This is a genomic window from Nonomuraea insulae, from assembly GCF_042656245.1.
The window spans coordinates 1-13,587 of the sequence record NZ_JBHSPA010000117.1 but is presented as its reverse complement, the minus strand read 5'-3'; the positions used below and the strand labels follow the sequence as shown (position 1 = coordinate 13,587).

The window sequence follows — 13,587 nt, the reverse complement described above, 5'->3', positions numbered from 1 at the left end:
GGTCAGAGCCAGGTGGTGCCCAGCCAGATGGCCGCCGCCGCGGCGACCAGGAGCACGATGTTGATGCCGATCAGCCGGGCCTCGCCGCGGGAGAGGTGGAGCACGATGCCGCCGACCTGGATCAGGAAGAGGCCGATCGCCGCGGCGATGGCCAGCCAGGGCGCGATTCCGGTCAGCGGCGGCAGGATGAGGCCGGCGGCGCCGAGGATCTCCAGCACGCCGATGGCGCGGACGTACGGCATGGGCACGCGGTCGACCCAGCCCATCATGGGCTGGAGCTGTTCCTGGCTCTGGGCGACCTTCCTGCCTCCGGCGAAGAGGTAGACCACCGCGAGCAGCGCGGCGACGATCCAGTAGGCGATGTTCATGGGGGCTCCGAGGGGGATGGTTACCGTTCGTAAGTTGCCTCATGATGCGTCACTATTGAGAGCCTTACAAAAGGCACATGCGTGTGCGTAACGCACAGGGGGCTGTCATGTCGCAGTACGAGCACACCTGCATGATCCGCGGAGACGGCGGCCGGACGATCCGCACCATCCTCGACCGGATCTGCGACAAGTGGACCCTGCTGGTCGTGGCGACCCTCGACCAGCGGCGACTGCGCTTCACCGATCTGCAGCGGCAGATCCCCGGGATCTCCCAGCGCATGCTGACGCTGACCCTGCGGAACCTGGAACGCGACGGCCTGGTCTCCCGGACGGCGTACGCGGAGGTTCCGCCCAGAGTCGAGTACGCGCTGACCCCCACCGGGCGCAGCCTCATCCCGCCCGCGCTGGCCCTCGCCGGCTGGGCCATGGAGCACAGCGCGGACATCGAGGCCAGCAGAACCGCCTACGAGACCCGGAATGGATCTCCGGCGAGGTAAGCGGATTCAGAGCTCGCGGGCGACGCCGGTGAGTGCTTCGTCGAGGATGTCCACCCCACGGGCGATCTCGTCGTCGCTCGCGGTCAGCGGCGGCGCGATCCGGAAGATGCCCCCCATCCCGGGCAACTGGACGATGTTCATGTGCAGCCCCAGATCGAAACAGCGCCGGGTGACGGCCGCGCCGAGCCGATCGGCTCCTCCGGCGCCCAGAACCTGGTCACCGACCAGCTCCACACCCAGCAGCAGCCCACGACCGCGGACGTCACCGACGATGTCGTGGCGCTTGGCGAGCCCGTCGAGCAGACCGCGCAACATCGTGCCCAGTTCGCGCGCCCGCTCGTCGAGACGGTCGCGGACCAGGACGTCGAGGACGGTGTTGCCGACGGCGGCCGGCAGCGGGTCGTTGACGTGGGTGGTGAAGAACAGGAACCCCCGGTCGTGCGCCTGCTGCTCGATCTCCGCGCTGGTCAGCACGGCGGCCAGCGGCAGCCCCGCGCCGAGCGTCTTGGACAGCGTGAGGATGTCGGGGACGACACCGTCGTGCTCGAAGGCATACCAGTCGCCCGTGCGGCACATCCCGGTCTGAGCCTCGTCGAGGATCAGCAACATGTCGCGTTCCTCGCACTTGCGCGCCAGGGCGGCGAGATAGCCCGGCGGGAGTTCGATGACGCCGCCGGAGCTGAGGATCGGTTCGACCAGGCACGCGGCGAGGCTGCCGACCGACTGGGCGTCGATCAGGTCGAAGCCCAGGTCGAGCTGGCGGCGCCAGTCGAGCGAGCCCTCGGCGTCGACGATGTCGGGGCGGAAGCGGTCGGGAACCGGCAGCGCGAAGTTGCCCGGCGCGGCGGGTCCGTAGCCCCTGCGTCCGGCGCTGTAGGTGGCGTTCGCGGCGGCCTGGGTCATCCCATGCCAGGACCGGGCGAACGACACGATCTCATGGCGGCCGGTGACGAGTTTCGCCATCCGCACCGCGGCCTCGTTCGCCTCCGCCCCCGTGGTCAGGAGCATGGCCTTGTCCAGCGGGCCGGGCAAGGTCTCCGCGAGCCGGCGGGCCAGGTCGACGACCGGGCGGCTGAGCATGCCGCTGTGGAGGTGGTCGAGGAGGGCGATCTGCTCGCGTACCGTCGCGACGATCGCCGGGTGTGAGTGCCCGAGGATCGCGCTCATCTGACCGGAGGTGAAATCGAGCAGTTCGCGGCCGCTCTCGGTGAACAGCGAGGTGCCCGCGGCGCGAGCGATGACCTCCGACGTGAAGGGGGCTCGGCCGGAGTAGCGGATGAGGTGGCGTTCCGTGGCTGCACGGGTCGTCTCGGGGGGCATAGGACCGACGTTAACCTCAGCGGCGGATGCGGTAGCGGATGTGGGTGGCCTCCGGGGTGTCGATCACCCGGACGATCTCCAGCTCCACGTGCGACGGCAACACGTCGAACAGTCGCCGGCCGCCGCCGAACAACACCGGGATCTGATGGATCTGCACCTCGTCCAGCACCCCGGCCTCGATCGCCCGCTGCGCCGTGTAGGCGCCGATCACATGCACGTTCCGGTCCCCGGCGGCGGCCTTCGCCTGGGCCATCGCGCTGGCGATCCCCTCGCTCACGTACCTCACCAGCGGATGGTTCGCGATGGACGGGCCGGGCGGCCGATGGCTGGGCACGAAGATCGGGATGCCCTGACCGTGATGATCGCCATCCCAGTGATCGACCTGTTCCGCGGTACGCCGTCCCGAGAGGACCGCGCCGGCCGCTCCTATCTCGCTGAGCAGGTCTCCGGCGGCCCCGGACAGACGGAATTCCCCGTCCGGCGTGAGGCCCCACTCGTGTAACCGGATGAAGCCGTCACCGCCGGGGTTGCCCGGTTTGTCGTTGGGGCCCGCGATATACCCATCCAGCGACACCGACATGTCAAGCACTGATACCGACACTCCGACCTCCTGCGGTCTCGGCCCGATCGGGTCAGCTCAACGTAGCGAGTTCCCGCGCCTGAAGGCCAGCAGCAGAACGCACGCGACCGCGCCGAGCGCCACGGTGGCGAGCCCCGAGGCGCCGAGCGTCGCCCGCGCGCCCAGCGCCGCGGTGAGCGGTCCGCCGAGCGCCGTGCCGAGCGGCGACGCGGTGAGCAGCGCCGCGCTGCGGGCCGCCAGCATCGCCGCCAGGTGCTGCGGTGGCGACTTCTCCTGCATGAGCGTCACGGACAACGCGACGAAGGGTCCGTAGATCAGGCCGCCGAGCGTGAAGCACGCGACGGTGACGGCCACCGGCACGTCGAACCAGAACGGCAGCAGCGACAGCCCCCAGCCGACCATGATGACGACCGTCACCGGCCAGAGCGGGAGCCGCCGCAGCGCGCCGATCGCGAGTCCGCCGAGCAGCGCGCCGATGCCGAACAACATCCAGTAGAGGCCGAGCAGCGTGCCGGGTGCGTGCAGGTCGTCGGTCACGTGGAGCGGCAGGGCGACCTCGACCGGGCCGTACAGCAGATTGAAGAACCAGGTGAGCGTCAGCAGCCCGAGCAGTTCCGGATGGGAGCGCAGCAACGCGAGACCGCCGCGGGCGGCGCTCCGGTCGACCGGGGAGACGTGCCCTGACTCCGGCAGCCGGATGCGCAGGACGAGCACGGCGAGGAACACGTACGTCAGAGCGTCCAGGCCGAGCACGAGCGCGGAGCTGACGTAGGTCACCAGCACCCCGGCGATCGCGGGACCGGCGATCGTGGCGGCGAAGTTGAGCGAGCTGACCAGGGTGTTCGCGGCGAGCCGCTGCTCGTCGGGCAGCAGTTCGGCCAGCAGCGTGAACTTGCCCGCGCTGCCCCACGCGTGCAACAGGGACGAGATCGCGAGCAGCACGACGTACAAGGGCAGTGTGAGCTGCCCCGCGAGCCAGGCGAGCGGGATCACGCCGAGGAACACGCCGCGCACCACGTTGTCGGCGAGCAGCAGCCGCCTGGCCGGCACCCGGCCCAGACGGCGGCTGAACACCAGCACGCCGACCACGCCCGGCAACGTGTACGCGGCCACCGCCCCGCCGATCCACAGCCCGGCGGTCGCCTGCGGCGCGAGCTCGATGGCGAGCCACGCCACCGCGACGAAGCTCATCCCGTCGCCGAGGTAGGAGACCGCGAAGCCGAGGATCAGCCGCCGGAACACCCGGTTGGCGAGCACCGGCCGGTAGGCGGAGGGGACGAGTCGCCGCAGCGCCGAGGGCCTTTCATGAACACGCACGTGAGATCGAGGCGTCTGGTGTCAGGCGCCGACGTAGGCCGCGAGGTGCTCCCCGGTGAGGGTGGAGCGGGCGGCGACGAGGTCGGCGGGTGTGCCCTCGAAGACGATCCGGCCGCCGTCGTGCCCGGCGCCGGGACCGAGGTCGATGATCCAGTCGGCGTGCGCCATCACGGCCTGGTGGTGCTCGATGACGATGACCGACTTGCCCGCGTCGACGAGCCGGTCGAGCAGGCCGAGCAACTGCTCGACGTCGGCCAGGTGCAGGCCGGTGGTCGGCTCGTCGAGGATGTAGACGCCGCCCTTGTCGCCCATGTGGGTGGCCAGCTTGAGCCGCTGCCGCTCGCCGCCGGACAGCGTGGTGAGCGGCTGGCCGAGGCTGAGGTAGCCGAGCCCGACGTCGGCGAGCCGGCCGAGGATGGTGTGCGCGGCCGGCGTGCGCGCCTCGCCCGCGCCGAAGAACTCCGCCGCCTCGGCCACCGGCATCGCGAGCACCTCGCTGATGTCGCGCCCGCCGAGGTGGTGGTCCAGCACCGAGGCCTCGAACCGCTTGCCCTCGCACTCCTCGCAGGTGGTGGTGACGCCCGCCATCATCCCCAGGTCGGTGTAGATGACGCCGGCGCCGTTGCAGTTGGGGCAGGCGCCCTCGGAGTTGGCGCTGAACAGCGCCGGCTTGACCCCGTTGGCCTTCGCGAACGCCTTGCGGATCGGGTCGAGCAGCCCGGTGTACGTCGCCGGGTTGCTGCGCCGCGAGCCGCGGATGGGCGCCTGGTCGATCGACACCACGCCCGCGGAGGCGGGGATGGAACCGTGGATCAGCGAGCTCTTGCCGGACCCGGCGACGCCGGTGATGACGCAGAGCATCCCGAGCGGGATGTCGACGTCGACGTTCTGGAGGTTGTGGGTGGTGGCGCCGCGGATCTCCAGCCTGCCCTTGGGGGTGCGCACCGACGCCTTGAGCGAGGCGCGGTCGTCAAGGTGGCGGCCGGTGAGGGTGCCGCTGTCCCGCAGCCCTTCGACGCTGCCTTCGTAGCAGACGGTGCCGCCCGCAGTGCCGGCTCCGGGGCCGAGGTCGACGACGTGGTCGGCGATCGAGATCGTCTCCGGCTTGTGCTCGACGACGAGGACCGTGTTGCCCTTGTCGCGCAGCCGCCGCAGCAGGTCGTTCATCCGCTCGATGTCGTGGGGGTGCAGGCCGATGGTCGGCTCGTCGAAGACGTAGGTGGTGTCGGTGAGGGAGGAGCCGAGGTGGCGGATCATCTTGACGCGCTGCGCCTCGCCGCCCGACAACGTGCCCGCCGGCCGCTCCAGCGAGAGGTAGCCCAGCCCGATCTCCACGAACGAGTCGAGGGTGTGCGCCAGCTTGCCGAGCAAAGGCGCCACCGACGGCTCGTCCAGGCCGCGGACCCACGCGGCGAGGTCGCTGATCTGCATCGCGCAGGCCTCGGCGATGTTGACGCCCTCGATCCTGGAGGAGCGGGCGGCCTCGCTGAGCCGGGTGCCGTCGCACTCGGGGCAGATGGTGAAGGTGACCGCCCGGTCCACGAACGTCCGGATGTGCGGCTGCATCGCCTCCCTGTCCTTGGACAGGAACGACTTCTGGATCTTCGGGATCAGCCCCTCGTAGGTGAGGTTGACCCCCTCCACCTTCACCTTGGTCGGTTCCTTGTACAGGAAGTCGTGCAGTTCCTTCTTGGTGTAGTCGCGGATCGGCTTGTTCGGGTCGACGAAGCCCGACTCGGCGTAGACCCGTACCGTCCAGAAGCTGTCGGACTTCCAGCCGGGGATGGTGAACGCGCCCTCGGCGATCGACTTGGAGTCGTCGTAGAGCTGGGCGAGGTCGAGATCGGAGACCGAGCCCCTGCCTTCGCACCGTGTGCACATGCCGCCGATGCGGGTGAAGGTCGCCTTCTCGGCCTTGCGGGCGCCGCGTTCGACCGTGATCGCACCGCTCGCGCGGACCGTGGGGACGTTGAAGGAGAAGGCTTGGGGCGAGCCGATGTGCGGGTGCCCGAGCCGGCTGAACAGGATGCGCAACATCGCGTGGGCGTCGGTGGCGGTGCCGACGGTGGAGCGCGGGTCGGCGCCCATCCGCTGCTGGTCGACGATGATCGCGGTCGTCAGCCCGTCGAGTACGTCGACCTCCGGCCGGGCCAGCGACGGCATGAAGCCCTGGACGAAGGTGCTGTAGGTCTCGTTGATCAGCCGCTGCGACTCGGCGGCGATCGTGTTGAACACCAGCGAGCTCTTGCCCGAGCCGGAGACGCCGGTGAACACCGTCAGCCGGCGCTTCGGGATCTCGATGCTGATGTCTTTGAGGTTGTTCTCCCGCGCGCCGTGCACGCGGATCAGGTCGTGGCTGTCGGCTATGTGCGGCGCAGGCGACTGCGTGTCCGTCCTGGTGGTCATGCTCATGGTCGCTCCATCGGTCACGTCGTGGTCTCCGTCGCCTGGCTTGATATAACCAGCCCTGAGAAGTATGTCTGATTTTCTTCTCAGCTCGGATCCTGCGGCTGGATGCCGAGCAGGTCGTGGCTGTGTCTGGTCTGCCACGCTAGCGGCGGCCCGGGGGCCGCCGCTTCTCGAATCCTGACCGATTCGGAGGTCTGTTCTGATTCAGACCGGGTCGCGCTGGATAGGGCACGTCATACAGTGCGTGCCGCCCCGGCCCTTGCCCAGCTCGAAGCCCTCGATCTCGATGACCTCCACGCCGTGCTCACGCAGCTTGCGGTTGGTGAACTGGTTCTTGTGGTATCCGACGACCACGCCGGGGGCCAGCGCGAAGAAGTTTGTTGCCCGAATCCCACTGCTCGCGCGCCTGCGGGCGTAGCGGGAGTAGACGCTGGCCCCCTCCACCCCCAGGAAGACGAACACGGTCACCAGCATGGTCGCCTTGACCTGCTCGAACAGCGCCCCGGGCGAGCGTTCCGAGCCGCCCCACAGGTTCGCCGCGAACACGTTCCCGCGCAGCGCGACGGCCAGGATGATGACGAAGAGCACGAGCGGCACGAGTTTGGCGACCGTGACGATCTGGTTGATCCTGGCCGCCTCCCGTACGCCGCGCAGGATCATGAAGTGGAAGGCCCACACCCCGACCGCCGAGACGGCCACCGCCGCGATCGTGGCGCCCTCGCCGAAGGCGGGCACGACCGCGCCGAGCGTCGACTTGATCAGCACCCAGTACGAGACGTTGCCGACGCACGCGCTGGCCCAGTAGCCGAATGCGGAGAAGAAGCCGGGGTACTCACCGAACCCGGCCTTGGCGTAGGCGTACACGCCGGCGTCGAGATGCGGCTTGCGCACGGCGAGGGTCTGGAAGACGAAGGCCAGCATGAGCATGCCCACACCGGCGATCACCCAGGCGACGACCGCGCCGAACACGCCCGTGGCCTGGGCGAAGTTGCGCGGCAACGAGAACACCCCGGCGCCGACCATCGACCCGACCACCATCGCGGTCAGGGCCGGCAGCGACATCTTCCGCGCGGATTCGGTGTGCGTACTGGACTGGGTCACTGATCAACGGCTCCTCGGAGTCACAGCCGAGATACCCGCCGTCCATGGCACAGAGCGCCCCCACCAGGTCAAGTTCATTCCACGGCGACGTCATCGTCGGTTCAGGGGTGTTCGGCCACTGCTTGCGCAGTGGCCGGTTGTGGTCCGGGCGGCGGGGTCCCGTTCGACAGGCGCAGGGCCGGGTTGAGCATCGCGGTGACAGCGAGCGACGCCACCGCCATCACGGCCATCGCCGCACCCGCGGGCAGGTACTGCGCGAGGAGCCCGGCCAGCGTGGCGCCGGCCGCCTGCATCGCCTTCATGCCGGTGACGTGCAGGCCCAACGCCTGACCGCGGACGTCTTCGCCGATCAGCGCGATCAGCCGCTCCTGCAGCAGCAGCGTGGATGCGAAGCCGATCGACGCCACCGCGACGACACCTGCCGCGACCGGTGTGCTGAGCGGCAGCGCGAACAGCAGGTACGGCAGCGCGAGCAGGAATCGCAGCGGGGTGACGTAGCGCCGCCGAGCCTCCGGCGTCAGGAACCGCCCGGCGGCCAGATCGCCGAACAGCATGCCCAGCGCCGCCGCGACGAACAGCACGGCGGCGGACCGCGGCGCGTAGGGCACGAACAGCGCCTCGCAGCCCACCACCAGGCCGTTGGGCACCCACGTCGCCAGGTAGACGGCCCGGCGGGCCGGCGTGGACAGCAGGTGCCGGTTGACCTGCCAGGTGGCTGCGACGGACGGCCGGCCGGAGGCCCGTGCCGGCCGGGCGCTGAGTCCCCACCGCAGCACCAGAGCCGCGACGAAGGCCAGCGCCGCGCTGATGGCCAGCGCCGCACGCGGCGACACCACCGCCAGCAGGATGCCGCCGAGCGCGAAGCCAGCGATCTGCATCGCGCCGACCGAGATGTTGAGCGCCGAGCGGCCGAGCACGTACCCGTTCGGCGGCACGATCTCGTTGAGCAGGCCATACCGGACACCGCCGCTGACCGAGCTGACCAGGCCCAGAGCCAAGATCACCGCGAACATCGCCCACAGCGGCATGCCCGGCACGGCCAGCGCCAAGCCGGCCAGGCCGCCGGCCAGCGCGGTCAGCGTCAGCGCCGCACGCGGTCGCACCCGGTCGGCCACCGACAGCAGCGTGGTGGCGCCGACCAGTTCGGCGAACGACGGCCCGAACATGCTCAACGCGGCCAGCAGCGGGGAGTCCGTGCGGGCGTACACCAGCGTGGCGAGCGCCAGCCCGTTCAGCGTGGTCGAGGCGACCTGCGCGCACGAAGCCGCGAACAGCGGGGTGAACTCGGGTGTTCGAAACAGTTCCTGGTACGTACGCATTGCTGTGGATTCCCTTACTCTCGTCCGCCGTCGGGCCTGCACGGCATCCGGCGGCCGGCACTGGCTCTGACCCGGTCATCCAGCCCATCTCGGCTCACCGACGAGCCTGACCCAAGAGGGCTTATGCGTCTAATGCCACCTTTAGCGAAAATCCATCAATAGGATTGATGAATGCTCGATATCGTCCGGCTTCGCGTCCTGGCGGCGGTCGCCGCCCACGGCTCGGTCACCGAGGCGGCCAAGACGTTGCACTACTCCCAGCCCTCGATCAGCCACCATCTGGCCCGGCTGGAGGCGGCGACCGGAGCCAAGCTGACCCAGCGCGTCGGGCGTGGCATCCGGCTCACGCCCGAAGGCGAGTTGCTCGCCCGCCGCGCGGCGGAGATCGTCGGCCGGGTCGACGCGGCCGGCGCCGAACTGGCCGCCCAGCTCGGGCTGCAGACCGGCCGGGTCCGCCTGGCGGCCTTCAGCTCGGCCTTGAGCGTCCTGGTCCCGCCCGCGGCCATGGCGCTGTCCCGGTCGTACCCGAACATCGAGCTGCACCTGGACGACGCCCATCCCACGGTGGCCCAGCAGCGGCTGCGCGACGGCTCGGCCGACCTGGCGATCGTGCACCGCTACGACGACGCCGTGCCGGAGGACGGCATCCGCTACTCCTATCTCCTCGACGACCCGATGTACCTGCTCAGCCGGCACCCTGGCCAGACGCTCGCCGACCACCGGGACTCGGCGTGGATCGCGGGCTGCGAGAACTGCCGTGGTGACCTGCTCCAGTTCTGCGAAGCCGCCGGGTTCAGCCCGCGCATCACCTACAGCAGCGACGACATCGTCGTCGAGCAGGCCTTCGTCGCCGCCGGGCTCGGGGTCGTCGCCATGCCCGGCCTCGCGCTGCGCTCGCACCACGCGGACGGGGTCGTCGCCAGCGAACTGACCGAGTTCCGGCGCCGCATCTACCTCGCCACGTTCGGCGAACCACCCGACCCGCCCGCCACGACCGCCTTCATCGCCGCCCTTCGAACCGCCACCAACGCCCTCTCCAAAGTGGGAGCCGGGGTGACGAGGCCGGATTCGTAGGCGTAGACCCCCTCGTGAACGGCGGTCAGAATGTGGCGATCGGGTTCACTGGGCTGCCGGACGTACCGGCGAAGCGGACCGGCGCGACCGCGAGGTGGAAGTCCCACTGGCCGAGCTCGGCAGCCGTCGTCGCGCACGCCTCCAGGTCGCAGTTGTCGAGCAGCCACAGACCCATCGCGACGAGGCCCACGGCGTGAACCGGCATCAACACGTCTTCGTACCCCGACGGCTGAACGTCCTGGGGGGTGTCAGCACCGATCAGCGCGACCCCCCGTTCATGCAGCCATGGCAGGCAGGACGCGTGCCAGCCGGCCTGCGTGAAACCACCGGCCTCACCGGCCTCGTGCCGGACGCGGCCATAGCCGGTCCGCAGGAGTACCGCATCGCCGGGTCGCACCCGCACACCCTGGCGACGCTCGGCCTCCTCGAGATCGTCGGGAAACACACCCTGCCCCGATTCCAGCCACGGCACATCGCGGGCCCTCGCAACGTCCAGCAGGACACCACGCGTGATGATCCCGTTCGCCGCCGCCGTGACGGCCGCCCACGCCGACCCCGTCGCGGCGTCGACCAGCGAGTGCGACCGCCCGTTGTACATCGTGCCGTCCCAGAAGATGTGGCACGGCGAGTCGACGTGGGTGAGGGTGTTGCCGTGGAAGGTGATGCCGAGCCGCTCAGACGAAAAGCCCCAGCGCCGGTCGTTGTGGAATGCGGCCACCGGCATGTTCTCGGCACCCGGCATGTCGGCGGCGCACGGGCACGTCGTCGTCGACCGCTCCATGTCTGTCGGTACGGCGACCTCCCACGCGCACGACACGCTCCTGCCGTGGCGCACGGCCCGCGCCGCCGCCAGCCGGACGTCGTCGGTGATGTGGTTCAGAGTGCCGAGCTCGTCGTCGTCGCCCCACCGTCCCCAGTTCGACAGCGTGTTGAAGTATCCCAGCACGTCGTCCTGTGTGGGCATCGGTCGCGCTGCCGTCATCCCAGCATCGGCTCCTCCGGTCACGCGGTTCGAGGCACCGAAAGCGGGGTATCCCGCCCTCTCCTTTGACATGCCAAGCTCCGCTGAGCTGGCATGGTACTAGATCAGCGGGCGGGTCGCGTCCAGGCGGTCGGAGGTCGATCGGTCCCGGCTCGTCGCGGTGATGGTGCTGCGGACGCGGCGCGCGTGGTTCGCCATGAAGCTCGACGCCCCCTGATCTCTCGCCGACTCCGCCGAAGCGTGCAGCAGCAGGTCGCGCAGTGCCGTGGCGGTGCCCGACGGATCAGCCGGCGTGAGGACGATCTGGTCGGCGGTGGTCGAGGGGCCGGTCAGGGGGATGACGCGCAGGCCGGGCGGCTCGTGGTCGAGCGCGGACTCGACGGTGATGCCGATGCCCGTGCCCGCGGCGACATGAGCGGCGATGGCGTGCACGCTGTCAGCGGTTCTGATGATGCGCAGGTCGGCCCCGCCGATGTGGAAAGCGGACAGGAGGCGGTCGCAGAGGCCGCTGTTGATCTGGTGGGGCCAGGTGAGCAGGCCGGTGGTGGACAGCTCGGACGCGCTCAGCTCGGCGTGCCGGGCGAGGGGATGGGCCGCGGGTACGAGCGCCACGAACCTCTCGGTGGACAGCACCGTCGCGCGTACGCCGGTGATGTCACCGGTCGCCCAGCCGATGCCCAGCCCGATCGTCTCCGCCCGCAGCGCGGTGAGCTGGGCCGTGGTCGGCATGGCCTCAGGCACGATCGTCACGTCGGGGAAACGCTCGCGAAGTCGCGGCAGGCAGCGCAACAGCAGCTGGTGGCCGGTGTATTCGGCGTGCGCGACGACGAGGGTGGTGCGGGCCTGGTCGCCGGCGGCCAGCGAACGTCCGCGCTGCTGGAAGCGTCGCAACTGGGCCAGGGTGGCGTGAGCGTCGGGCAGCAGCGCTTCGCCGAGATCGGTCAGGGACACCCGGCGGCTGGTGCGGTTGAACAGCCGCCCGCCCAGGGAGCCCTCCAGCCGTCTGATGGCGTCGCTGACGGTGGGCTGCCCCCGGTGGAGGCGCTCGGCGGCGCGACCGAAGTGGAGCTCTTCGGCGACCGCGACGAATGCTTCGAGTTCCATTCTGTCCACGGGGCCAGGCTAACCGGATCGATCGGTGCGACCGATCGCTGGGTGCCGAAGTTCGGCGTTGATGCTGTGCCGTACGCACGTTGTGATGGTTTGTGCCAGCAGGGACTCCCATTCGGAAGTGAAGAAGCAGATGACATTTCATGATGTTGAACGTGAGCAGGACGTGCCGGCTGTCACGGTGACAGTGGTCTACCACTCGGTGCACGGGCACACCCGGGTCCTGGCCGAGCACCTCGCCGGCGGGGCGCGGATGGTGCCTGGCGCCCGGGTTCATCTCGTCGAGATCCGGCCCGAGGACGTCACCGCGGGCCGCTGGCACGATGAGGAGGTGCTGGCGCTGCTTGAGCGCTCCGATGCGATCGTCTTCGGCTCCCCGACGCTGATGGGCAGCGTGTCGGCGGTGTTCAAGGCGTTTCTGGAAGCGGCGTTCACGCCGTTCACGACGCAGGCGTGGAAGGACAAGCTGGCCGGAGGGTTCACCAACTCCGCCTCTCAGAGCGGCGACAAGCTGCTGGTCCTGGAGCAGCTGGCCGTCTTCGCCGCGCAACTGGGCATGCAGTGGATCGGCGTGGGCGACATGCCCGGCAACAACTGGAGCGGCGGCACCCGCGACGATGTGAACCGGCTGGGCTCGTGGCTGGGCCTGATGAGCCAGAGCCACGCCGATCAGGGTTCCGAGCACGCCGGTTCGCTCGGCGACCGGATCACCGCCGAACGCTACGGTGAGCGGATCGCCATGCTTGCGCAGCGTTGGGTCAACGCGGTGCCGTACGACACCCCGCGGATGAGCGAGCACGACGCCCGCGCCCTGTCGGCGTCCCTCAGGCGGACGGACGACGCACCGGCGGCGGCGATCGGCGCCTGAGACCACGCCGATCGCTGGTACGGCAGTGGCGGGCAGGCCGGGCATGGTGGCCGGACCGGCCCAGACGAGCTGGTCGAAGTACGGGTACTCGACGCCGTCGATGTCGATCCGCCGTTCCAGCGGATTGGAGCTGTGGTCGTGCGGGAACGCGGGCGTCGGCGTGATCGGACACACCACGGCATCGAACTCGGCGAACAGCTGCCGCCAGCCGTGGCGGTGGACCTCGCGCCGGTTGTTCGCGTCAGATCGGGCAGCAGCGGGCTGTGCCGTTCGACGCGGGCGCCGCCGTCGGCGAGCGCGGCGGCCACCCGATTCACGCCCCGGCGCGCAGAGCCGACCGGTCGAACACCGCGTTCTGCCGTTGGTCACCCCCTCCGCGCCAATGCGCGCCACGCACCATGTGCGTGGCGCGCAACTTGTGGGTAGAGTGCTGGGCGACGCCTGGCACTCGCCCATGAAGAGTGCCAAAGGCGTGTCCCGGGGCGGCGAGGTGCGCCGACAGGCGGCCGTCCGTCGCGGGCGCCGTCCCGGACAGCCCCATCGAGAGCAGGAGCAGGAATGACTGCGAAAATGATCGCATTCGACGAGGACGCCCGGCGCGGTCTCGAGCGCGGCATGAACCAGCTCGCCGACGCCGTCAAG

At 69.9% G+C, this 13,587-nt stretch carries 11 protein-coding genes and 3 pseudogenes; 3 read left to right on the top strand and 11 right to left on the bottom strand.

From position 1 onward, the window contains the following. Positions 1-2: 2 nt before the first annotated feature. On the bottom strand, positions 3-368 hold the full coding sequence (locus ACFPZ3_RS65430; RefSeq protein WP_379524463.1) for a DoxX family protein: 366 nt from the start codon (positions 366-368) through the stop codon (positions 3-5). Positions 369-445: 77 nt separating this feature from the next. Between ACFPZ3_RS65430 and ACFPZ3_RS65425 the strand changes: the two genes are divergently transcribed. Further along, positions 446-865, top strand: a complete 420-nt coding sequence (locus ACFPZ3_RS65425) for a winged helix-turn-helix transcriptional regulator (RefSeq protein ID WP_379524462.1) — start codon at positions 446-448, stop codon at positions 863-865. 6 nt (positions 866-871) lie between these two features. Here ACFPZ3_RS65425 and ACFPZ3_RS65420 read toward each other — a convergent pair whose 3' ends face one another. The 7 genes and pseudogenes from ACFPZ3_RS65420 to ACFPZ3_RS65390 form a co-directional block, all read right to left on the bottom strand. Continuing rightward, a complete protein-coding gene (locus tag ACFPZ3_RS65420; protein ID WP_379524461.1) occupies positions 872-2,185 on the bottom strand; it encodes an aspartate aminotransferase family protein in 1,314 nt (437 codons plus the stop codon). 16 nt (positions 2,186-2,201) lie between these two features. Further along, entirely contained in the window at positions 2,202-2,786 is a 585-nt protein-coding gene (locus ACFPZ3_RS65415; protein ID WP_379524460.1) for a dihydrofolate reductase family protein, read from the bottom strand. A gap of 36 nt (positions 2,787-2,822) precedes the next feature. Beyond that, complete coding sequence (locus tag ACFPZ3_RS65410) at positions 2,823-4,082, bottom strand: MFS transporter (protein ID WP_379524459.1); 1,260 nt, start codon at positions 4,080-4,082, stop codon at positions 2,823-2,825. Between the two features lie 21 nt (positions 4,083-4,103). Then, positions 4,104-6,494, bottom strand: a complete 2,391-nt coding sequence (locus ACFPZ3_RS65405; protein ID WP_379524458.1) for an ATP-binding cassette domain-containing protein — start codon at positions 6,492-6,494, stop codon at positions 4,104-4,106. 201 nt (positions 6,495-6,695) lie between these two features. Then, positions 6,696-6,894: pseudogene (locus tag ACFPZ3_RS65400) on the bottom strand (arginine deiminase family protein); the annotation flags it as partial. Positions 6,895-6,950: 56 nt separating this feature from the next. After that, positions 6,951-7,514 (bottom strand): annotated as a pseudogene (locus ACFPZ3_RS65395) (amino acid permease); the annotation flags it as partial. A 179-nt stretch (positions 7,515-7,693) separates the two neighbouring features. After that, positions 7,694-8,911, bottom strand: coding sequence for an MFS transporter (locus ACFPZ3_RS65390; RefSeq protein ID WP_379524457.1), 1,218 nt, complete (start codon positions 8,909-8,911; stop codon positions 7,694-7,696). A gap of 171 nt (positions 8,912-9,082) precedes the next feature. On the opposite strand from ACFPZ3_RS65390, the gene ACFPZ3_RS65385 reads away from it, so the two are divergent. Beyond that, positions 9,083-9,985, top strand: a complete 903-nt coding sequence (locus tag ACFPZ3_RS65385; RefSeq protein ID WP_379524456.1) for a LysR family transcriptional regulator — start codon at positions 9,083-9,085, stop codon at positions 9,983-9,985. Between the two features lie 25 nt (positions 9,986-10,010). Here ACFPZ3_RS65385 and ACFPZ3_RS65380 read toward each other — a convergent pair whose 3' ends face one another. Next, complete coding sequence (locus tag ACFPZ3_RS65380; protein ID WP_379524455.1) at positions 10,011-10,949, bottom strand: cyclase family protein; 939 nt, start codon at positions 10,947-10,949, stop codon at positions 10,011-10,013. 117 nt (positions 10,950-11,066) lie between these two features. Further along, a complete protein-coding gene (locus ACFPZ3_RS65375) occupies positions 11,067-12,071 on the bottom strand; it encodes a LysR family transcriptional regulator (RefSeq protein WP_379524527.1) in 1,005 nt (334 codons plus the stop codon). A gap of 139 nt (positions 12,072-12,210) precedes the next feature. Between ACFPZ3_RS65375 and ACFPZ3_RS65370 the strand changes: the two genes are divergently transcribed. Beyond that, positions 12,211-12,945, top strand: a complete 735-nt coding sequence (locus ACFPZ3_RS65370; RefSeq protein WP_379524454.1) for a flavodoxin family protein — start codon at positions 12,211-12,213, stop codon at positions 12,943-12,945. A 24-nt stretch (positions 12,946-12,969) separates the two neighbouring features. Here ACFPZ3_RS65370 and ACFPZ3_RS65365 read toward each other — a convergent pair. Then, positions 12,970-13,401, bottom strand: a pseudogene (locus tag ACFPZ3_RS65365) (hypothetical protein); the annotation flags it as partial. Between the last annotated feature and the right edge of the window lie 186 nt (positions 13,402-13,587).